At 50.0% G+C, this 20177-nt stretch carries 18 protein-coding genes; 10 read left to right on the top strand and 8 right to left on the bottom strand.

Annotation, left to right across the window (positions count from 1 at the left end):
• The first annotated feature begins 70 nt into the window (after nt 1–70).
• The 3 genes from ACQ5ES_RS09715 to ACQ5ES_RS09705 are packed head-to-tail and all read left to right on the top strand — an operon-like array spanning nt 71 to nt 6188.
• Entirely contained in the window at nt 71–2284 is a 2214-nt protein-coding gene (locus ACQ5ES_RS09715; protein ID WP_445016302.1) for a glycosyl transferase family protein, read from the top strand.
• The gene (locus ACQ5ES_RS09710) at nt 2272–5292 is read left to right on the top strand and encodes an NfrA family protein (protein WP_445016300.1); all 3021 of its coding nucleotides are present in this window, start codon (nt 2272–2274) and stop codon (nt 5290–5292) included. The genes ACQ5ES_RS09715 and ACQ5ES_RS09710 overlap by 13 nt, the downstream gene beginning before the upstream one ends.
• Nucleotides 5293–5315: 23 nt before the next feature.
• Nucleotides 5316–6188 (top strand): DUF4434 domain-containing protein, encoded by an 873-nt coding sequence (locus ACQ5ES_RS09705; RefSeq protein WP_445016298.1) that lies wholly within the window; start codon nt 5316–5318, stop codon nt 6186–6188.
• On the opposite strand, the gene ACQ5ES_RS09700 is transcribed toward ACQ5ES_RS09705, so the two are convergent.
• Nucleotides 6185–6802, bottom strand: coding sequence for a glutathione S-transferase family protein (locus ACQ5ES_RS09700; protein WP_445016296.1), 618 nt, complete (start codon nt 6800–6802; stop codon nt 6185–6187). The genes ACQ5ES_RS09705 and ACQ5ES_RS09700 overlap by 4 nt on opposite strands.
• A gap of 9 nt (nt 6803–6811) precedes the next feature.
• A complete protein-coding gene (locus ACQ5ES_RS09695) occupies nt 6812–7762 on the bottom strand; it encodes an META domain-containing protein (protein WP_445016294.1) in 951 nt (316 codons plus the stop codon).
• A 140-nt stretch (nt 7763–7902) separates the two neighbouring features.
• Here ACQ5ES_RS09695 and ACQ5ES_RS09690 point away from each other — a divergent pair, with 140 nt between their 5' ends.
• From ACQ5ES_RS09690 to ACQ5ES_RS09680, 3 genes are all read left to right on the top strand, one after another.
• On the top strand, nt 7903–8634 hold the full coding sequence (locus ACQ5ES_RS09690) for a thioredoxin domain-containing protein (RefSeq protein WP_445016292.1): 732 nt from the start codon (nt 7903–7905) through the stop codon (nt 8632–8634).
• A 118-nt stretch (nt 8635–8752) separates the two neighbouring features.
• Complete coding sequence (locus ACQ5ES_RS09685) at nt 8753–9415, top strand: cupin domain-containing protein (protein WP_445016290.1); 663 nt, start codon at nt 8753–8755, stop codon at nt 9413–9415.
• Nucleotides 9416–9484: 69 nt separating this feature from the next.
• Nucleotides 9485–10165 (top strand): dUTP diphosphatase, encoded by a 681-nt coding sequence (locus ACQ5ES_RS09680; RefSeq protein ID WP_445016288.1) that lies wholly within the window; start codon nt 9485–9487, stop codon nt 10163–10165.
• Here ACQ5ES_RS09680 and ACQ5ES_RS09675 read toward each other — a convergent pair.
• The 3 genes from ACQ5ES_RS09675 to ACQ5ES_RS09665 are packed head-to-tail and all read right to left on the bottom strand — an operon-like array spanning nt 10162 to nt 13013.
• Nucleotides 10162–10848, bottom strand: a complete 687-nt coding sequence (locus ACQ5ES_RS09675; protein WP_445016286.1) for an SDR family oxidoreductase — start codon at nt 10846–10848, stop codon at nt 10162–10164. The two genes, ACQ5ES_RS09680 and ACQ5ES_RS09675, sit on opposite strands and share 4 nt — an antisense overlap.
• A gap of 3 nt (nt 10849–10851) precedes the next feature.
• Nucleotides 10852–11568, bottom strand: coding sequence for a thioredoxin family protein (locus tag ACQ5ES_RS09670; RefSeq protein WP_445016284.1), 717 nt, complete (start codon nt 11566–11568; stop codon nt 10852–10854).
• Nucleotides 11568–13013: an amidase gene (locus ACQ5ES_RS09665; RefSeq protein WP_445016282.1), complete on the bottom strand. Its 1446-nt coding sequence runs from the start codon at nt 13011–13013 to the stop codon at nt 11568–11570. Before ACQ5ES_RS09665 ends, ACQ5ES_RS09670 begins: the two co-directional genes overlap by 1 nt.
• A 174-nt stretch (nt 13014–13187) precedes the next feature.
• Between ACQ5ES_RS09665 and ACQ5ES_RS09660 the strand changes: the two genes are divergently transcribed.
• A complete protein-coding gene (locus ACQ5ES_RS09660) occupies nt 13188–15617 on the top strand; it encodes a S9 family peptidase (protein ID WP_445016280.1) in 2430 nt (809 codons plus the stop codon).
• A 42-nt stretch (nt 15618–15659) separates the two neighbouring features.
• Here ACQ5ES_RS09660 and ACQ5ES_RS09655 read toward each other — a convergent pair whose 3' ends face one another.
• Entirely contained in the window at nt 15660–16307 is a 648-nt protein-coding gene (locus ACQ5ES_RS09655) for a DUF3047 domain-containing protein (RefSeq protein ID WP_445016278.1), read from the bottom strand.
• A 35-nt stretch (nt 16308–16342) separates the two neighbouring features.
• On the bottom strand, nt 16343–16786 hold the full coding sequence (locus ACQ5ES_RS09650; protein ID WP_445016276.1) for a YaiI/YqxD family protein: 444 nt from the start codon (nt 16784–16786) through the stop codon (nt 16343–16345).
• Between the two features lie 84 nt (nt 16787–16870).
• Between ACQ5ES_RS09650 and ACQ5ES_RS09645 the strand changes: the two genes are divergently transcribed.
• The 3 genes from ACQ5ES_RS09645 (at nt 16871) to ACQ5ES_RS09635 (ending at nt 19753) form a co-directional block, all read left to right on the top strand.
• The gene (locus ACQ5ES_RS09645; RefSeq protein WP_445016274.1) at nt 16871–17602 is read left to right on the top strand and encodes an SGNH/GDSL hydrolase family protein; all 732 of its coding nucleotides are present in this window, start codon (nt 16871–16873) and stop codon (nt 17600–17602) included.
• Nucleotides 17603–17762: 160 nt separating this feature from the next.
• Nucleotides 17763–19124 (top strand): M23 family metallopeptidase, encoded by a 1362-nt coding sequence (locus tag ACQ5ES_RS09640; RefSeq protein ID WP_445016272.1) that lies wholly within the window; start codon nt 17763–17765, stop codon nt 19122–19124.
• 17 nt (nt 19125–19141) lie between these two features.
• The gene (locus tag ACQ5ES_RS09635) at nt 19142–19753 is read left to right on the top strand and encodes a 4'-phosphopantetheinyl transferase family protein (RefSeq protein ID WP_445016270.1); all 612 of its coding nucleotides are present in this window, start codon (nt 19142–19144) and stop codon (nt 19751–19753) included.
• On the opposite strand, the gene ACQ5ES_RS09630 is transcribed toward ACQ5ES_RS09635, so the two are convergent.
• A complete protein-coding gene (locus ACQ5ES_RS09630; RefSeq protein WP_445016268.1) occupies nt 19733–20170 on the bottom strand; it encodes an excinuclease ABC subunit A in 438 nt (145 codons plus the stop codon). The two genes, ACQ5ES_RS09635 and ACQ5ES_RS09630, sit on opposite strands and share 21 nt — an antisense overlap.
• Nucleotides 20171–20177: the final 7 nt, after the last annotated feature.

Below are 20177 nucleotides of genomic sequence, written 5' to 3'. Positions count from 1 at the left end.
CGAATGTGAGGCTGGAATTTGTTGTCATGATTCGTGACGACCTTTGCCGTCGTGTTCGGGAGCACTGCTTATGTCTTGGTTCGATATCTTTGTGTTTTACCTCTATGGGCTCAAATGGTTAGCTATAGCAGTGATGGTGATTTTGTTCGTCTTTGGTTTAGACGACTTATTCATCGATTTCTATTATTGGATACGTAACCTTTATCGTAAACTGACTGTTTATCGTAAGTATGACTATTCCGATCCAGACAAGCTACTCGCCGAGCCGGAGAAACCCCTTGCCATCATGGTACCCGCCTGGCACGAGGTCGGTGTGGTGGATAAGATGGCTGCCAATGCCGCGGCATCACTGGATTATGAGAACTACCAAATCTTCATTGGTACCTATCCCAATGATCCGGAAACTCAAGCTGAAGTCGATCATGTAGTTGAGCACTATCCCAATGTGCACAAAGTTATCTGTGCAGAGCCTGGGCCCACCAGCAAAGCCGACTGTTTGAACAACATTATTGCGTCAATTATTGAATTTGAGAAAAAGACCAAAATTGAATTTTCGGGCTATATCCTGCATGACGCAGAAGATGTGATTTCAAGTATGGAGTTACGCTTATTCAATTACCTGATCGCGCGGAAAGACATGATTCAGTTGCCGGTCTATCCGTTCCCGCAAAAATGGCATGACTTTACTGCGGCTCATTATTTAGATGAATTCGCTGAACTACACGGTAAAGATATTGTAGTGCGCGAGTCGCTCGCTGGGCAAGTCCCGAGCGCTGGAGTGGGCACTTGTTTCAGTCGCAGGGCTATCTTGCAGTTATTGAAAGAGGGCGACGGATTACCCTTTGATGTGCGGTCCTTAACTGAAGATTATGATATTGGGTTTCGCCTGAAAAGCTGGGGTATGGAAGAAATTTTTGTACGTTATCCAGTGAAGCTTGAACAGGCGCAACTGCGCGAGAAGCAAGCCGGCGTAAGTGAACGACACGGTAATGTGGTCTGTGTGAGGGAGTATTTTCCAACCACGTTCAGGACCTCAGTGCGGCAAAAAACGCGTTGGATCATTGGCATTATTTTCCAAGGCTCACGAAAGCTGAAGTGGACAAAAAATTGGCGTATTAATTATTTTTTATGGCGCGATCGTCGCGGTGCCTTAGCCAATATTGTTAGTTTCTTAGCAATGGCACTGTTTATTCAGTTATTGATTATTTGGGTGATCGAACAATATGTTCCCAGCACCTACCGGGTGTTATCACTGTTCGAAGACCATCCAACAATTATCTTTCTGCTTTATGCAAACCTGTTTTTCCTGATAAATCGCTTGTTCCAGCGTTTTTATTTTGCCAAGCAGTATTACGGATGGTTCCAGGGTTTCATGTCTATTGCACGAATCTTCTGGGGCACGCTGATAAACTTTACTGCAAGTTTGCGAGCTATCAAGCAAGTTGTGCAACATGGTGACCCACGCAAAGTCGCGTGGGATAAAACCTCGCATGTATTTCCTGTGGTTGCGCCGCCCCGCAAGCAACCACTTGGGTCGATTCTTATTGGTAACGGTAAACTGTCTGAAGCTGAACTCGAGCGGGCGTTACTTGAGCGCCCTGCTGGTATTCGTCTTGGGGTCTATCTTGTTACCGCCGGCTTTGTCGGTCTCGATGACCTTAGTGAGGCCATAGCAACACAGGAATATAGCGCTTTTCAGGCGTCTGACCCATTCGAACTGGAGCAGCAATTGATCGACCAGCTTCCCGCTGAAATTGCTTTTCGATATTCTATCATTCCGCTAGCGGAAGAAGGCAAAACGCTAATTGTCGGCCGTGAGTATGGCTTGAGTCCTGTCGCCGAAGCCGCAATCAGTCGTAAGTTGAAACGCCCCATACGTGGCTGTGTTACGACTCAGGGGGCAGTCACCCTGGGCCTACGGTACTGGTATATGAACGATAAGGAAGCTGACCCGCGGGAGTTTTTAAACCAAGCCACAGCAAAAGGTACCTTGTCTGCAAAAGATATCCGCTTATTACGCGACGCCTATTTTATCCGACAGCTACCCTTTGGCAGTGCCCTGGTGCAGTCACGAGCGATTGATTCCGCGGTCATGACACAGGTCATGATGGCCTACGCACGGCAACGTGACATACGACTTGGGGACTACCTTGTGCAAGAGGGAATTATCTCGGAACATCAACGTGATGATGCTTTGGCGTATCAACAACGTCATCAAATCGAAATGAAAGAACTACTAGCTGAGGCGGTTGCTGGTCAACCGGGAATCACATGCGTGTTTTAGGCTTACTGGCAGCTTTATCGGCATTGGCGCCGCAAGCGTTAGGCGACTCGATCTTTGTTGGCTTGTCTGATTATCAGGAGTTTCGGACCTATCCTTACGTTGATAAAGCGTATCGACTGCAACAAGATGAAAACTACCAAGCGGCACTTGCTGAACTGGACCGTGCCATTGCAATTGCTCCGGAGCATACAGCCTTCTACGAATATGCTTTCGAGTTGGCGATGTTGAGCAATGACATTGTACGTGCGCAAGTCTATCTTGCTGAAGTTCCTATGGAGCGGCGGATTGCACTGAATCAACGTTTATTACGCACACAAATGGCAGCGGCCGTGCCAAACGCAGGAGATATGGAAACATTCCTCACAGGATTAACCCCAGAACAACAGCTGGAGTTGATTCAGCAGGGGCTGTATCAGTTACAACAGAGGGACTCGAAAGCAAGCGCCTGGGCGTGGCTCAATGCCTTGCCAAGCTCATTGTGGACCGAACAACTGCACTTGATAGCCGCCCGCACAGCCGCTGATGTTGGCCAATTCAGTGCCGCTGCGCATCATTTCGCACAGTATGGTAAACGGGTTGAACTCGCACCTGGGGAAATAGCGGAATTTGGTTACGTGTTGGTCGAGGCAAATGATGAAGCTGGCGCGTTTGCGCTGGCACAGCGTTATCCAAAAGCTGCTGGCGGTGTGATTCGAGAATTAGCGTATCAAGCACTCGGGCGTGACGATGCGACCAGTGCGATGAAGTATTTCGCTTGGTTGCAGGCGCGAGACGCACTCTCAAGCGCCGACGCAAAGCAATACTACTTTTTGCTACAGAATGACGGCCAGTTGGAAGCCGCAATGGCACTTGCTGATGCAGCCCAGACCAGCTGTTTGGAGCAGGTTGAGTTACTGATTAAAATGGACAAATCTGCCGCTGCACAGCAACTGTTTGTTAACTGTTCGGTAAATGAGAATCCAGTGGTTTGGCTGACCTTGGCCGAACGTTTAGGTCAGTATCAGGCAGTGCAGCGTGCGCAGTTTGCCAACAGCGGATTGCAGCGGCAACGGCAACGATTACTAATGAACTATTACCATGTGGAACAAGCATGGCAGCAACAAGTTCAGCTGCTGGCGACCACAGCACAAGATGAAGCCGCATTGACTTACCTGGCGATGGCTTACGAAAATCTTGGTGATGTCACAAATGCTGAAGCTACTTGGCGACGTGTTTGGGACAATTATCGCGATCCCGCTGCGCTGGAAAAAGCTACCTACTTAATGTGGGAACGTGGTGAAACCGACGCGACCTTAGCGTTGTTGCAAGACGGATTTAAACAAATCAATTTAGGTAGTGCGCCGGGTAAAGTTTTATTATCACGTTACATTAATATTTTATATGGCAAGCCCGACCAAATAGATGCTGACCGCATTCGCCTGCTGGCTGAGAACAATGCGGATCCCGTTGATGTTGCCGAACTGTGGCGTTTACAGGGCAACTGCGACGCGGCGTTGGCAACCTTGGCTGAGATTAAACAAGAGCGAGGTATTCGGACGCGTGCGGAATGTCTCATTGATCGCGATCCAGAAGCGGCATACCAAGCCTTGCAAATGGCGATTGGTGAAGCGCCGTCGGCGGGCGATTTGCGCTCTCTGGCGGCACTGGCGCAGCGGGTTGGAGATCATCAATCGGCAGTGATTTACTTACAACGTATCCCGCCCGCTCAACGTGTCTCTTCCGATGAACTGGCGATCGCCCGTTTAACCTTTGCTGATGGAGATATTCAAGGTGCGGAAACTGCCTGGCAAGCAGCGAGACAAGAGCAGGAGCTTGATTGGTGGCTGTTGGGTGTTGATATAGCGCAAGCACAAGAAAACGATGATAAGACGTTGTTGCTGCTAGAGCGAGCTGATGAGCGGTTTGATTCGCCATTACTGGTTGAGGAACGGGCACACATTTATCGTAAGCGAGATGATCTGGCAGCGCTGGAAGCACTTTATCGTGATGCCGTCGCTTCCTATCCAGATAACCGACATTTTCAGGCTGAATTAGCTTTTACTATCTATGAGCGTGATCCCGTAGAGTCAGCAAGTTACTTTGACATTGCATTGCAAGGCAACGAAGAAAACTCGCAGGTTAAACATCTGCATCAAGCCGCGTTTGCCTTTAACTTTGCCGGCAACAACGAGAAAACCGCGCATTATGCGAAAGCTGCGATTGATAAAATGCTCGAAGATCCAGAGGTTGACGAGCTGCAGTTGCTAAAGGCACAGCGGTTACACCGTGAAGTGGACAGTCAGTGGGCATTCACTATTGCGGGTTGGGCTGGCGATAGTAGTCGTGCGAGTGCGGGGCAAAGTGTTGATGCGCAGGCAGATTACTTCATGCAGTTGCAGGCTGCCTATGAATTTTCCGACGCGCAAGCTTCGATGGGGGGGCTGGGTGCACAAGTCAGCTTACTACAGGGTGGGGAGAGTGACTTTTTTGAGACCCAAGAGCTTGATGTTGGACTAACTTGGAAGCCGACCAAAAAATTGAATGCCGTGCTTGGTGTAGGACTACGTGCACAGTTTGACGGTGATGATGAAATTAAACCTTACCTGCGCGGCTCCGTTGATTTACTTAGTCCCTGGAGCGAAGGTAAGTGGTGGGAGCCACAGCTGGAACGCGTTTGGTACAGTACCTTTTTTGTTGATGGCATTTATTTCCCAGAAGATGATCAATCGGCATTTTTCAGCAGAATTGAATCAGGACCGGTATTCGCTTTGACCCAGTCTCACTTGCAAACGATGCGGGTGTATGGCTTTTTACAAGGTGATACTTCTCATGACCTTGCGGCGTTTGGCGATGCTGATGATTCCCGAGCGGGTTTAGGTGTCGGGTGGATGTCGGAATGGCTGAGTTCAGATTACAACAGTTACAATCTACGAATGGAGCTTGGAGTTGAATGGCAACATGTCGTATCCAGCGATTACGCCGAGGATGGCGACAACGCGCTACTGGTTCGCTTCGAACTTTACTTCTAGGTGCATGCTTAACCGCATGTTTTATGACCGTGCAAGCGCAGGAAAATAAAAACGCTCCTGCGCTCGGCGTTATGTATCAGCCACTTAATCGTGATGCTGAGCTAGGCGGTTATGGCTGGAACTATCTATTTCAGCAACTTACTCGTACCGACATCGAGTTTGGTGTGGTGCAATGGCTGCAATACGGCAATGAACGCTTTAATCAACCTACCCCCTGGCTGTCGGAGACGCTCACCATTTGGCAGCGGCACATGCCGTTATGGCTGGGCCTGCATACTGAACCGGACTACTTTAACGCTATGGCGGCGGGCGAAGCGGCGCAGCAACAATTCTTTGACGCCTACTTACGCACCCTCAATGGCGCCGTAGCACCTTGGCAGACTTGGATCACGCAGCACCAGAACAATTTCCTTGGCTGGTATGTGCCATTAGAGTTAAGTGATGCTTATTTTACTGCAGCAAGTGAACGACAACAGTTGCATGAGTTCTTGCACCAACTGAAACAGCGCCTGGGTAGCACGCCGTTAGCGATTAGTGTTTTCATGAGCGCGACCATGCCAGCCGATGAATTTGGTGTCTGGCTGAACGAACTGCAACAGCTAGGTTATCAGGTCTGGTTGCAAGATGGTGTGGGCACACAAGCTTTGAGCGATAAGCAACGCGAGACCTACTTTGCGCGAATTAATTGCCAAGTAGTGTTGATTAATGAAGTTTTCGTGCAGACATCGAAACAACCCTTTGCCGCCCGCTCGGCCCGTGCTGACGAGCTGGCGCGTGTTGCTGCACGCCAGCCAGCCTGTCATCAAAGGATCTTATTTTCGTTGCGCTACCTTCCGGAAACTGCCGGATTGCTGTACCTGACGGATATTAATGCTGCGCCAACCCGCAGCGATTAAACTGCCGCTGAGGGCCGTTCACTAATGCGCTGATACCAGGAGAATAAATGGGGCAAGCTTTCGTCGACGCGAATTTTTACCACCCGAGCGAAGGCAGCTACGGCAAAAGCGGTGATATCTGCTGCGGTAAACCGGTCGCAGCAGATATAGCTTTTACCCACTAAATGGTCATTTAGGAATGCCATAAATTTTTTCACGTCTGTTATGCAGAGTTCACCCCATTCTGGAACCGGCGTCATACGGTCTTTGAAGTAGCCACTAGTATGTTGAAAGCCCATTCCACAGGGAATGAAAAAGTAGTAATCGAGCCAGCGCAGCCATTGTTCAATTTCAGCCTGTTCTAATGGAGAATCACCTAGCAACTTCGCTGAATCTGGATGGGCAAGTTCGAAATAGCGACAAATCGCCATGGTTTCGGCAATGCAGGTGCCGTCATCAAGCTCTAACACAGGCACTTTTTTCATCGGATTCTTGGCTGTGAATTCAGGGGTTAGGTTTTCGCCCTTCTGCAGGTCAATCTCCACGTACTCAACCTGATCAAGCAGGTCTTTCTCGGCGAGAAACATGCGTACGCGACGTGGATTGGGCGCTGTCTTAGTTTCATAAAGTTTCATTCGGTAACCTCAATTAGCTGGTAAATCTAATGGATAGTTTGAAAACTGTAAGTAGTCACCATGGGTCAACTGTAAGTGCAAGGTGCCATCGGCAAATACTCTAAAGTTAGAAACTTGCGTCAAGCGTTGCAACAATTGTTTCTGGTAGACCATAGCGTCCGCTTGGCACATGCGCTTGGTTACGGCCAACGGCGAGAATTTAATACCTTCTCCGGTGATGGTATAACTACCGGTGAAAAAGTTACAGCCGGCGTAGCCACTGACTCTGGAATCTGGTGAAAACGTCAGGGTTGCGACATAATCCGTCGCACGGCTATCTTTCCAGCTTACTCCGGTAAGCAAACGTTGCGGGTCGCCAGCACAGCCAGACCATATTTCTTCTTGCTGAGAGAAGGTAGCTTGATAAGGGAAGCTCTGCCCGCTCATGGTGTCATAGCAAACGTCTTCATCAAGGCGCAAGTGACGTGCCGCGCCGAGCGTGAGCTTAAACCTGTAGGGTGGTGCGTCATTTAATGTCGCACGACTTACATTGGTAAAACGTTTCTGGTCACCTGGAGTTCGTAAGCGAGCCGTTTGTGGGTCAATGTTAAGCAGCCAAAAAGGCTCGTTACCGCGCGCACTAAATTGTTGCGGTAAGGTGCCTTGCTGCACGCACAATGGCAAGGCCAGCTTATCTGTAGAAAATTGTGCTTCGTTGCCTTTGCTCCAGAATTCTGCGCCATGGTCAGCACTTACATAACGCGCACCAGAGGCACTATTGATGGGTTCTAGTTTAAAACTCTGGTCGCCAAAGCTGAGTTGGAGCGTGTTACTATCAAGTACGGTGGTCACACGCAGTGCCCCGCAGTTATACAGTGTCGTTTGTCCAGTTGTCTCGGTTGGCTCTTGCGGCGCGCAGGCCGCGAGCAGGATGATGGTGAAACCGGGCAGTAACGCACGGCGCAGAAATAAAGCAAACATGCCGGTCTCCTTGCTCGTTAATGTTCGCCATTATTGCTTGTTTAGAATCGCATTTACAGCGTCGCGTGACTTTTGTCTAATTCTGCGGTGAAATGGACTCAGTTAACAATAATCAGACTGATCAATCACAAGGAATCCTCATGCGCCATTTAGCTCTAACTTTTCTGTTGTTGCTCATTGTTGGTTGCCAACCGGCAAGCGAAGAGCCACAGCCAACTGAAGCAAGCAATGATGTTGCGGCAGAACTTGCCGGCAACACGCCAACTCAAGATACGCCAACGACTTTTGTGGAAGGCAAAGACTACCGTGTGCTGGACCAGGCAATTGAAGTTGCGGCGTTTGAACCCGTACCGGCGGTAGGCGGATTCATTATCGAATTTCTATGGCCGGGGTGCCCGCACTGCCAACACTTCAACCCAACGATTGTTGCTTATGAACTCGAAAACTCAGCGGTAACAGTAATCAAGCGTGCTGCGCCGGCGAATGAGCGTTGGGCACTTGATGCGCGTGTATTTTATGCGTTACGTGGTATGGGTCATCGTCTCGATGATGAACTTATTGGCTACTATGAAACGGTACGGGAAAACCACAATCGCTTGCCGACACAAGAAGACATTAATGCCTTTTTAACCGAGCATGCTGTCGACTTAGCGGCTTTCCAGCAAGCCTATGATGACAGTGGCATCACGGACAAGCTGCGCGTCGTACTGCAAGATATGATGGAAGCTGATATCTCAAGTGTGCCGACGTTGGTGGTTAACGGCAAATACGTAGTGACTGCACCAGCACCGCACTCACCGGGCGAGTCGAAGCGTTATTTTGCGCTGCTGGATCATCTACTGAAGCTTAATATGGCTGAAAGTTCATACTAATTGCAGGGATAACCATTGCTGAAAATTAGTGATGGATTTTGGGTGCGGTGGCAATAGCTAAGGTGCTCTTCAAATTCAGAAATCATCAAGTTAAGTTAATTAAGGAGAAAGTTGTTCCATGTTAAATATGGATTTTTCGCAGCGAGCGGTGGTTCACACCGCTCAAGAAACTTGGCAACCCAGCCCAGCAGCAGGTATAGAACGTAAGCTGCTGGAGCGGGAAGAGGCCGAACGCGGTCGCGCAACTAGTATTGTGCGCTATGCGCCGAATTCGGAGTTTGCTACTCATCAACACCCGTTAGGCGAAGAAATAGTCGTTCTCGATGGGGTGTTTTCTGATGAGTCGGGGGATTACCCGGCAGGAACGTACTTGCGTAATCCTCCCGGTTCGAACCATGCACCGTTTAGCAAGCAAGGTTGCACTTTGTTCGTCAAGTTACATCAATTTTCCCCAGCCGATCAAGAGGTTGTACGACTAGATACAACCACCACACGGTGGCTGCAGGGGCAGGGCGGCTTGCAAGTGATGCCCCTCCATAGTTTTGAGACTGAACATACTGCACTGGTCAAATGGCCTGCAGGTGAAGTTTTTAAGCCGCACAAACACTATGCTGGGGAAGAAATTCTGGTACTTAGCGGTGAGTTTATTGATGAATATGGTCGCTACCCTACCGGAACCTGGTTGCGCAGCCCTCATGCCAGCAAACATAGTCCCTACGTCGAACAAGAAACTATTATTTACGTGAAAACTGGACATCTACCGGTGCTGAATCCCGTCTAGTTGTGGTAGTTTGCCGTTATCAGTTCAAGTACACTAGTGAACAACCACAAACCTTAGTAAGGATCCAAGATGACGCCAGCTCAAGCCCGCCAATTGGTGGCCATGCAAATTGCTTTCAATCAAGTGATCGATGCTGACTATCCAGAAGCTCCAAAGGTTAAGCGCGATGATGTAAAAGCCATTCTGGTCGAGCTCGGTGAGTACTTTGAGCATACTGCCTACAAGTGGTGGAAGAAGCAAAGCGCTGACTGGGCCCAGGCAAACATGGAGCTTATCGACATTTTGCATTTTGCCATTTCTGATGCGGTAGAACATGCTTGTCGTAAGGGTAAAACTACTGAGGCAGCGTTAGAGTATGTGGCGCAGTTAATGCTTAAGAGCTTCGCCAATAATGCCGGTGTGCAAGATGGTAAAGAGCTTGTCGCAGCGCTCGCCGCAGACGGGTCAAAAGATTGCCCGCTGGTTTGCGGTGAACAATTTTTTGATAAACTATTGACTATGCTAGTAGAGGCTTATGGTGATGCCGATACGGTGTATTTAACTTATATCGGTAAAAATGCACTTAATAACTTACGCCAGCAACGTGGCTACAAGCAAGGCACCTATATCAAAATGTGGAACGGTGAAGAGGACAACGAAGTCATGATGCGTTTACTCGGAGAGCATCAACAGAGCATTATTACGGCCGAGCAACCGCTGCTACAAGCGCAAACGTTACTGCTCGACCATTACGACAAGCAAGTAGCCTAAGCCAGGTTTTTATAACCAGGCATGAGATAAATTTCCCGGACACAGTTGCGCGGGTGTGCTTCAATAGCGAAGAGTACCGCGTCGGCAACATCTTGCGGATCAAGCTTGTCGGGTTTGGGCTCATCAAAAAACGGCGTATTCACAATACCTGGGGCGATGGTGGTACAGCGGCCATTCCACTCTTTCATCTCTTCAGCTAAGTTTTGGGCGAAGCCGTGCACAAACCACTTGGTTGCACCGTAAACGGAACCTTTGATGGTATTTCGCCCAGCAGCTGAACCGGTCATCAGGAAGTGACCTGTACTTTTGTGTAGATGGGGAAGCGTCAATTTTGCCGTGTAGAGCAGCGCATTGATGTTGACATCTATCATTGTCTTCCACTCTTGCGGATCGCCAGTTTCAGTGCCGGCAGTGCTGACACCGGTACCTGCGTTAGCAAATACCGCATCTAACTGTCCGAACTTCTCAACACCTTTCTCAACCACTTCTTGCAAAGCGTCATAATCACTCGCATCAGCGGCAACACCAATGGCTTGCGTGTTGCCGATTTCGGTAACTAATTCATCGAGCAATTGTTGGCGTCGAGCGGTTAAAATAACCTTGTAACCAGCTTTCGCGGCAGTTAGCGCAGTCGTTTTACCAATGCCGCTGGAGGCGCCTGTAATCAATAGAACTTTTGCCATGTTTTACTCCTGTTCCCACGATTGCAGTGGGTAGTTAGGGAATTCATCGCGTCTGTCGTGATAGTCTATCACATCATTGAATACCTGATTACGGAAGCGCCCTAGCTCAGCCCAGAGCTCAGAAAACTCAGCGGATGGTTGCTTAGCACTTGATTCCATATACGCCTCAAGTAATGCACCAGCGACCGCAAAACCAACGCGAACGCGTTCGGCATAATAGTCCTCAAAGGCTCTATTTGCGGCCGAAAACGCCAGCGGCTGAAATTCTTTTTCAAGAAAGTAACTGCGAAAAGCTTGTTCGTTGTACGAGGCTGCGTTGGTCCAGTGTTGCCAGTCAGATTTGTTTAAAACCCGACCACTAGAAGGCTCAATGATCATTACTGTGGGGGTGCCGTAATAGGTCGGTTCACCGTAATAATTGGTAACGCTGAAGCCGTGCTGCAGGTAGCCAACATCGACATAACTTACGACAAAGCGCTGCGCTAATTTTTGGCCAAACTCTGGTTGTTGGAATTGTTTGGCGAGGGCGCGACTGTCGTGGCACCAATCGGCCCCTAATACGAGCATGAAAAGCTTGTTCTGCTGTGCTGCCAGCTGTTGTTGTTGTTCTAATTGCGCATCTGAGAGTGACAGACCGCCAAAAAAGGAGTCAGAGTTTTCAGCGGCATTGATGCTAGAGAAACTTAGGCTGAGCAGGAGAAAAAGAATATACCGATACATTAGTCATTTCCAAAGTTAGGTGCATGAAAAACAAAACCGTGATGTTCGAGAAGTTTTGCCAGATGCAGTAAGGTTTGATCCTGATGGTGTGCCGCAGCAAACGATAATCCAATCGGCAGATCTTGCGTGCCAGCACCTGTCGGCACTGTTAACACGGGTTGACCGGTCAAATTGTTGAGTGCGACATAAGGGAAGCAATAATCGACATAGGGTATCTGGTCGCCGTCTAATGCTATGGCCTTATGTTTTGGGTTATGCGGAAACGCTGGGCCTAAACAAGTGGGGCTTATGACGACATCGACGCCTGAATAACAGCGTTGTACTTCGGTGACGAGTTCCTGGCGCCGTTTCAGGGCTCGACTGTAAGCTTTGAAGTCTAGGCTAAGACCGGTTTTCAATGCTGTAGTAGCAGGTAAGCTTGAGTTTTTTAACAAGCCTCGGAATTGCCAATAAAACAGTTTCCGAATGGGCCAGCTGAGAGTTTGACCCACAGAAAAGCCAAATAGCTCTACCCACAAGGTGAGTAGTTCGCGGGCCAGTTTGTGGTCGATGGCCACCGCGCGAACCTCAGCCCCAGCCAATTCGAGCTTGTTTTTGGTTGCTTGCATGGCCTTTGATACGGCTTGTCCCCCTTGCAGTCCCATAAGGTTATTGAGATAGCCAAAGCGGTATTCCGCAAGATTGGATTTGATAGCTTGCGTACCCTCGAGTGGTAAATAGAGGCGTTGTTGCCAGTCGGGGGCATAGAGCACGTCATAAGCAAGTTTCAGATCTGCTGCTGAACGCGCCAACGGGCCCGTAGAATTCATGATCGAAAAACCCAGCTGTTGGCTCGGAAATGGAGGTGTGTGGCCATCGTTCGGATGTCCGTTTTCAGTGGGTTTGAGTCCGTACAAGCCACAGAAATGCGAGGGGTTACGAATTGACCCACCGATATCGCTGCCTAACTCAAGAGCGCACATATCAGCTGCTAATGCGGCTGCTCCACCACCTGTGCTGCCCCCTGGTGTGCGGTTGAGGTCGTGGGGATTATTGCAGGTCGGATACAATGGGCCAAAGGTTTGCGCATCCGCAAGTAACGTTGGTACATTGGTTTTGCCCAGCAAAATAGCCCCGGCATCAACCAGGCGTTGCACCAGAAACGAGGTTGAGTCGGCAACAAAATTGCGCAGCGGCGGGTAATTGAGCGTCGTTCGGGTGTCCTTCACTTGGTAACACTCTTTGACGGAGATTGGCACCCCGTGCAGCGGGCCAAACTGGTCTCGTGGTTGCTGGTCGCGCTGCGTTGCTGCTGCTCGGGCGGTGTCGGCGTAAACGTCAACAAAGGCATTGAGTTGTGGGTTGTACTGCTCAATCCGGCTCAGGTAATGCTCAGTTATGACAGCTGAGCTAAGCTGACCAGAGTTAATTTGCCGCGCAATTTCCGTCGCCGGTAAATACTTCATTTTTGTTTCCAAATGATCCGCAGAAAAGTTAGACAGCTTGCGTTGAATCCCCACACTGATGCGACCTACACCGGTTAACAATTAACTGATTTTGCGCCCATCTGTGTTAGTTTAGAACTCGTTTAACTTAGCATTAAAGTAGCAAATTACTCGAAACAATAAAGGTAAACAACCATGATTAAGAGTTTAAAGCTCAGTACGGTTGCGTTGGCGCTCACCGCGAGTGCGGCATTAACAAGTGGCATCGCAGTTCAGGCCAATCCGGTGAAAGTCAATTATCAACAGCCGGCGCAAGAGATTATCGATATCGTCGATGCTGCCTCGTCGCCAGGTGGCAGTTTAAGTCCGGATGGTGACGTGTTGCTAATCACCAATTATCCGGCGCTGCCGGACATTACTGATGTTTCTGCCGAGCAGTTGAAGCTAGCAGGACGGCGCATCAACCCAGCAAATTATACGGTTAGCCAAGCCCGCTACATCAGTGCTATTGAGCTGGTTGATGTCACCACTGGCGAAAAACTGAAGATAGAAGGGTTACCGAGCGACCTAAAAGCCTTGGGCGCCAGCTGGGCACCCAACGGCGACTACATAGCGCTGGCGCAGCAAACGCCAACGGAAGTGCAATTATGGTTGGTTGATATCGCTAAAGCCGAAGCAAAAGTCTGGTCGAGTATGCCCTTGAATGCTGTGTGGGGACCACGTTTAGAATGGCGTCATGACAGTAGTGGCTTGTACTCCTATACGGTTGCCGAGGGTCTAATTAAGCCTGCTTTGCACACTGTGCCAACCGGCCCGGTTATAACTGAAAGTGCGGGGCGTACAGCTCCGGGGCGTACCTATCAGGACTTATTGCAGAACAAACAAGACGAAGCCTTGTTTGATTATTACTTTACTAGCCAAATTACTTTTTTTGGCGTTGATGGTGGTGAGCAAGAGCTTGGGCCTCAGGCAATTTATAGCGGCTTAACTACGTCACCTGATGACAGCTACCTGCTGGTGAGCGAAATTCAACGGCCCTATTCGTACGCAGTGCCGTATTACCGTTTCCCGGAAACCACCAGGGTGTGGAACACCGCGGGTGAAAATGTTTATACGGTAGTTGAGCAACCTCTGGCGGATAACTTGCCGATTGCTTTTGATGCGGTGGTGCAAGGACGGCGGTCAATTAGCTGGCGCAACGACGCTGATGCGACCTTGGTTTGGGCTGCCGCAACGGATCAGGGCGATCCGGCGGTCGATGCAATAGTTCGCGATCAGGTGTTTCAGCAAGCTGCGCCGTTTAAAGATGCACCACAAAAGTTGGTCGATTTAAGCAAGCGCTTTGGTCGTGTGTTAGCAGCTGATGCTCAGCATGTTTTGATTTGGGAGCGTTGGTGGGCTGATCGTGACGAGAAACTTTGGTTGGTGGATGCCACGGGCGAGCGCGAGCCTGAGTTGGTGTGGGAACGTTCGTGGGAAGACCGCTACAATGACCCAGGCCAGCCTTTCACGGTAAAGAAAAATGGCCGTGATCTGTTATATCTAAACGATGGCAAGATCTTACTGACAGGTACTGGCGCTTCAGCTGAAGGCGACCGGCCTTTTATTGACCGTTTTGACCTCAGTAGTAAAGAGAGTGAGCGCCTGTGGCGCAGCGAAGCGCCGTATTTTGAGCGTCCGCGAGGTCTAATTGATGCCACCGAACTTACCTTCCTGACCCAACGTGAAGGGGTGAGCGATCCGGCGGATTTCTTTGTCCGCGACCTTGACGATAACGAGCTTACTGCGTTGACCGAAACGCCACACCCAATGCCTCACACTGTGGGAATTAGTCGTGAACTCATTACCTACACGCGTGAAGATGGCTTAGCTATGTCAGCCGAACTCTATTTGCCAGCGGGGTATGATAAAGCAATAGATGGTCCGTTACCGACTATTGTTTGGGCTTATCCACGCGAGTACAAGAGCTCTGCTGCGGCAGCACAAATTTCAGGTTCTCCCTATGAGTTTGTGCGGATCAGTTATTGGGCTCCGCAGTACCTAGCCACACAAGGTTATGCGGTACTCGACAGCGCAACCATGCCGATTGTTGGTGAAGGCGATGCCCGACCTAACGATTCGTTTATTGAACAGTTGGTGATGAATGGCAAAGCGGCAATTAAAGCCGGCACTGATCTGGGTGTGACGGATCCAGAGCGGGTGGCACTGGGTGGCCACTCGTACGGTGCATTTATGACCGCCAATATGCTGGCGCATAGTGATTTGTTCAAGACGGGGATTGCCCGCAGTGGTGCCTATAACCGCAGCTTGACGCCATTTGGCTTTCAGCGGGAAGAGCGCACGGTTTGGGATGATACCGATCTGTACATCGGTATGTCACCGTTTTTCCATGCCGATAAAATCAACGAACCGTTGCTAATGATTCATGGCGCTAATGACAACAATTCAGGAACCTTCCCGATGCAGTCTGAACGCCTTTATCAGGCAATTAAAGGTCTCGGTGGTACTGCGCGATTGGTCATGTTGCCACACGAATCCCATGGCTACCGCGCCCGGGAATCGGTATTACACATGCTTTGGGAACAAACTCGTTGGCTAGATGTTTACCTGAAGGATCAGGACTAGGTAAATGAGGGGAGCCCGCGTAACGCGGGCTTTTTTTGGCAGTTAATTGCTAAACCAAATACGCTCGAGCTGGAAATGGCGTTTGCCACCGGCATTATCGCAATCGACCATCAGGGCGAGGGCATCAATGGCGTCGAGTTGCAGGCCGAAGTGACGTTGAAACTGCTTAGGCAAATGAACTCTCTCGGTCACCCATTCATGGGTTGGACTTGATTGGTTGCGCATGGCCACCATCATCGCTTGCTCAGTGAAGGGATTTGGCCAACTCGCACCAACGGGTTGGTCGTGGGTCCAAACAAAATTCACGGCTTTTGAGGTCAGGCCGAATAATCCGCGTTCAGCTACCGCATAAATGCGGGCAGAGAAATCATCACCGCCTTTGACACGTTCATTAGTTAACGCCAGGGGTGAGCGTATGACGCGCCAGCGCCAATTCAAATAAGGCTGCTGCGACAATGCTACTTCTTGTTCTAAGTACAACGCTGAGGCTTGGCCCGCGGTACAGGTAGCGTTAAGCACGCCATCCTGTAGTTGATAGTTGGAGGGGTGTTCAAATTCACGTACTGGCCAGTCAACAATGGTGACGGGAGTGAAATTGAGCTCCTGAGCAAAAAGCGTTGACGAAACTGTGGCACTGGCGATGACGCCGAGTGCTACTGCGCACTGCTTGTTGATAAAACGTTTGATCATGAAACCTCCGAGCCACTGGATAAGAGTTATGGCGGTTAAGCGCGAGCGAGAATTCGATCCAGGTGATTGGCAAATGCCATGCGGTCGCGTTGATTCAATGGCGGTGGACCACCACTTTGTACGCCGCTGGCGCGCATGGTGTCCATGAAATCGCGAATATTTAACCGACTGCGAATATTTTCCTGGGTAAAAAGTTCGCCCCGCGGGCTTAACACCTGGCCACCTTTTTCGATGATCTCGGCGGCAAGTGGGATGTCAGCAGTGATGACCAAATCGCCAGACTCGCAAAGCCGCACAATTTCATCGTCTGCGACATCGAAGCCACTTGCGACAGTGCGTGCAGAAATAAAGCGTGATGCAGGTACACGCAGTGGCTGATTAGCAATCAGAATCAGCTGCAGCTGTTTACGCTCGGCGGCGCGAAACAGAATATCTTTTATTACAGCAGGACAAGCGTCTGCATCGACATAGATTTTCATGGGTAGTGTCTATTTTCTGTTACATTCATTAGTTCAACTAAGCAGTGGTAAGCTTAACACGGGTCTTACAGGAGCATAGTCACATTGCATAAACTTTTGTTCGCAATTCTCGCGCCGCTGTTGCTGCTTCAGAGCAAGCGCGTCAGGGCGCGCACCCCACGCCTGCCTGAGGCTGAGGGTGCACGGTCAGGCTCGACAGCAGGGGCAGCCCCTCCTGAGAAACAGGGGCTGCCCCTGTTACGGGTGCTGGTACTGGGCGATTCGGCGGCGGCTGGAGTTGGCTGTACTACCCAGCAACAGGCGGTCATGGGGCAATGGGTAGCGGCTTTGAGCGAGTACGCGCGGGTTGAGTGGCAGTTGGTTGCAAAGTCCAGTCTTACTTGTGCTCAGGTGTTGGCTTTATTGCGGGATAGCGATCTTATCACAACTGAATTTGATCTGGTGTTGGTATCAGTGGGGGTTAACGACGTAACCCGGCGCACTGCGGCCAAGAAATGGCAAGCTGACCTGGCGGAAATGACCGATTATTTAACGCGTCAGCTCCACGCCAAACGAATTTTGTATACTGCACTTCCGCCAATGCACAAGTTTCCGGTACTACCTCAGCCCTTGCGCTGGATGGTTGGAGCGCAAGCGGAACAACTCAATACTTTACTTAAATTGCATTGTCGGCAGCAGCGCAACACCTATTACCTTGCTTTTGAGGTACCCTATGAAAGTAAGTTCATCGCCGCCGATGGTTACCACCCTTCAGCTCATGCCGCTGAGTTGTGGGGGCAGACAGCAGCGAAAGTAGGTCTTGAGAAGCACAGCTGAGTGATAAAAAACGGTGAAGTGCATGCTTTTAAGGCCGACGCAACGACGCCATTAGGTCTATACGCACCTTGACTGTGGGCTAGTTTTAGGTAAAACCGCTAGTTTGCGTAAGATATTGCGGTAGAATGGCCTTGAACCACAAAGTTAGGAACGTGCATTAGTGAAATTGATAGTTCTAAAAATCAACGCGTTAGCGTTAACTGCATTGCTTGCTGCCTGCTCAGAGACGGAACAAAAACAAGTTACTGAACAGATACCTGCGCAACCGCTCCAGTTGCAACCCCTTTATCTTGAAAGTGGTAAAAAGGCGGTTTCTGTTGCGCTGGCAGATGCTGTAAAACCACTGAAGCGTAGCCCGGTGGAGTTAACCAATTCTGACTTTGCGTCGCCGTTGTCGGACGTTAAGTACGTGGTGCTAAAGCGCGGACAAACAGTCACTGGCCTGCTCAATAAATTTGGTTTTAAAGCGCGTGAAGTTTACCTGTTAGCGGAAGCGTTGGATGGCTTTATTAATTTAGACAAACTGCAAGCGGGTGCGGCTATCGCGGTGAACAAACAGCCCCGGTCAGCACAAATAAGTCTGGCAGGAGAGTATGCCGAACGTATCGATGCATTTTATGAAAATGGCGTCTGGCAGGTGAGTAAGAATCGTGTTCCGACGCGTATTGAAGTTTCCGAGCACGCGGTTCAGATCAACCATAGTTTATATGGCAACGCCGCTGAGGCGGATGTGCCGGGCGATGTGATCAACGCGGCTTTATTGGCTCTCTCGCACTTTATTGACTTCCAGCGTCAGGTTTATCAGGGCAATCGCTTTGAAGTTGTGTTTGAGCGCACGCTAGTGACCCAAGATGAAGAACTGTTTGCGCATCAACAAACCCCCTTGCAACCGACCTACCTGCGTTTTAAAAATGAAGAAGACGATTTGCGTTTGTACCGCTACGACGAGTCGTTTTACCTTGAAGATGGTCGCTTAGCCGAAAGTTTCCTGCTCAAAACACCTTTGAACGGTGCGCGGCTATCGTCTCATTACGGCCAACGTAAACATCCCGTGCTTGGCTACACTCGCATGCATAAAGGTATCGACTTTGGTGCCCCAGAGGGTACGCCGATTATGGCAGCCGGCCGCGGTACTATTAAACGTGCCGACTGGTATGGATCTTACGGGAACGCGGTCATCATCGAGCATGCCGATGGCTACGAGACGCTGTATGCGCATCTAAATGGTTTCGCCGAGACCCTAGCTAAGGGTGGTAAAGTTAAGCAAGGCGAAGTCATCGGCTACTTGGGCAACACCGGGTTGTCGCAAGCACGACATCTGCATTACGAAGTTTACCGACACGGGCGAACCGTGAACCCGCTGAATTTAAAGAAACTCTCAAGTGAACGCCTTCAGGGTGAGTCGTTGGCAAATTTTATTGCGCATGTGGCAAGTTTACAAGAACGCACCACGCGCTTGGCTAATTTGGCCGGTGGTGACAGCTCGACCTACGCCGAAGGCCTAACCGCGGAAGCTAAATGAAAACCCTGGAAACACCCGTGAGCGTTTTCGCAACTGATCTTGCGGCGCTGGTTTCACATCTGTCACCCTGGCTTAGTGACGATGAACAGCGACAAGCTGAACAGTATCGTCGACCCCTCCGGCAGCTGCAATTTCTCGCGGCCCGCGGTGTGGTGCGCTGGCTTTTGCAAAGTTGTTGGAACTATCCAGCAGCTGCTAGCGTAATCAAACGCCAGCCAAACGGAGCGCCCCAACTGCAGGTCAACGGTGAACCATGGTGCTGTTCGATTAGTCACAGTCACGACATCGTGATGGTGGCATTAAGCCCTGATCAGATGGTTGGTGTTGACGTGGAGCGTGTAAAACCGCGCAAGCAATTGGCGCGATTGCTACAGAGCGGCTTTATGGCAGGTGTGGAAACTGCAGAATTGGTTCAGTTCTACCAGCGTTGGACGCTTGCCGAAGCGGTGACCAAAGCTGAGCAAGGCTTACTACTGGACGTACTCAAGCGGAGTCCGTGCGCGTATGAAGCGCACGCGTGTTTCCGGCAAACGGCCGATTATATGCTGTGTTGCTACACGCCAGATGCGCGTAGCAACATTCATCAGTTACTGCTTACGGGGGCAGAGTTAGTCGTCAAAACGGATTAAATCAGCTTTAAATGCGACTCCAGCAATGAAAGTTCCAGCGCCGCATTGATACTCTTCACTACTAGCGAATTCGTTGTGATCGTAGTTCGATTTTATATTAACCACAGCATCGTACCCGCCTTTTTGCGCGGCATCCTGCAATGCTTTCAAAGCCGATAAAAAGACCCAGCGACAAGCTTCCTCATCGGATTTATTAAAGGCGTTGGTTTTGCGGCTGGTGGTGACTTCTCTGCTTGACGCTACCGCTGGATGATCCTGCCCGGCAAAATAATAGGGTACATCAAGCAGCTCGGCCTCAGCATCAGCTGATGTCAGCACAACGTTCAGTGGCAAAGTGAGTATATCTTCTCGCGCCTGTGCCGGTGTAAATGCGGACACCAATACTAACAAGGTAGCAATCAAGAGTTTGTTGTTCATATAAATT

This window comes from Pseudidiomarina xizangensis (assembly GCF_052541995.1).
This window is presented reverse-complemented; position numbering and strand designations above follow the sequence as displayed.

Coding starts and splice junctions, on each gene's coding strand:
- ACQ5ES_RS09715 (WP_445016302.1), top strand. CDS start 71: ATGTCTTGGTTCGATATCTTTGTGTTTTACCTCTATGGGCTCAAATGG.
- ACQ5ES_RS09710 (WP_445016300.1), top strand. CDS start 2,272: ATGCGTGTTTTAGGCTTACTGGCAGCTTTATCGGCATTGGCGCCGCAA.
- ACQ5ES_RS09705 (WP_445016298.1), top strand. CDS start 5,316: ATGACCGTGCAAGCGCAGGAAAATAAAAACGCTCCTGCGCTCGGCGTT.
- ACQ5ES_RS09700 (WP_445016296.1), bottom strand. CDS start 6,802: ATGAAACTTTATGAAACTAAGACAGCGCCCAATCCACGTCGCGTACGC.
- ACQ5ES_RS09695 (WP_445016294.1), bottom strand. CDS start 7,762: ATGTTTGCTTTATTTCTGCGCCGTGCGTTACTGCCCGGTTTCACCATC.
- ACQ5ES_RS09690 (WP_445016292.1), top strand. CDS start 7,903: ATGCGCCATTTAGCTCTAACTTTTCTGTTGTTGCTCATTGTTGGTTGC.
- ACQ5ES_RS09685 (WP_445016290.1), top strand. CDS start 8,753: ATGTTAAATATGGATTTTTCGCAGCGAGCGGTGGTTCACACCGCTCAA.
- ACQ5ES_RS09680 (WP_445016288.1), top strand. CDS start 9,485: ATGACGCCAGCTCAAGCCCGCCAATTGGTGGCCATGCAAATTGCTTTC.
- ACQ5ES_RS09675 (WP_445016286.1), bottom strand. CDS start 10,848: ATGGCAAAAGTTCTATTGATTACAGGCGCCTCCAGCGGCATTGGTAAA.
- ACQ5ES_RS09670 (WP_445016284.1), bottom strand. CDS start 11,568: ATGTATCGGTATATTCTTTTTCTCCTGCTCAGCCTAAGTTTCTCTAGC.
- ACQ5ES_RS09665 (WP_445016282.1), bottom strand. CDS start 13,013: ATGAAGTATTTACCGGCGACGGAAATTGCGCGGCAAATTAACTCTGGT.
- ACQ5ES_RS09660 (WP_445016280.1), top strand. CDS start 13,188: ATGATTAAGAGTTTAAAGCTCAGTACGGTTGCGTTGGCGCTCACCGCG.
- ACQ5ES_RS09655 (WP_445016278.1), bottom strand. CDS start 16,307: ATGATCAAACGTTTTATCAACAAGCAGTGCGCAGTAGCACTCGGCGTC.
- ACQ5ES_RS09650 (WP_445016276.1), bottom strand. CDS start 16,786: ATGAAAATCTATGTCGATGCAGACGCTTGTCCTGCTGTAATAAAAGAT.
- ACQ5ES_RS09630 (WP_445016268.1), bottom strand. CDS start 20,170: ATGAACAACAAACTCTTGATTGCTACCTTGTTAGTATTGGTGTCCGCA.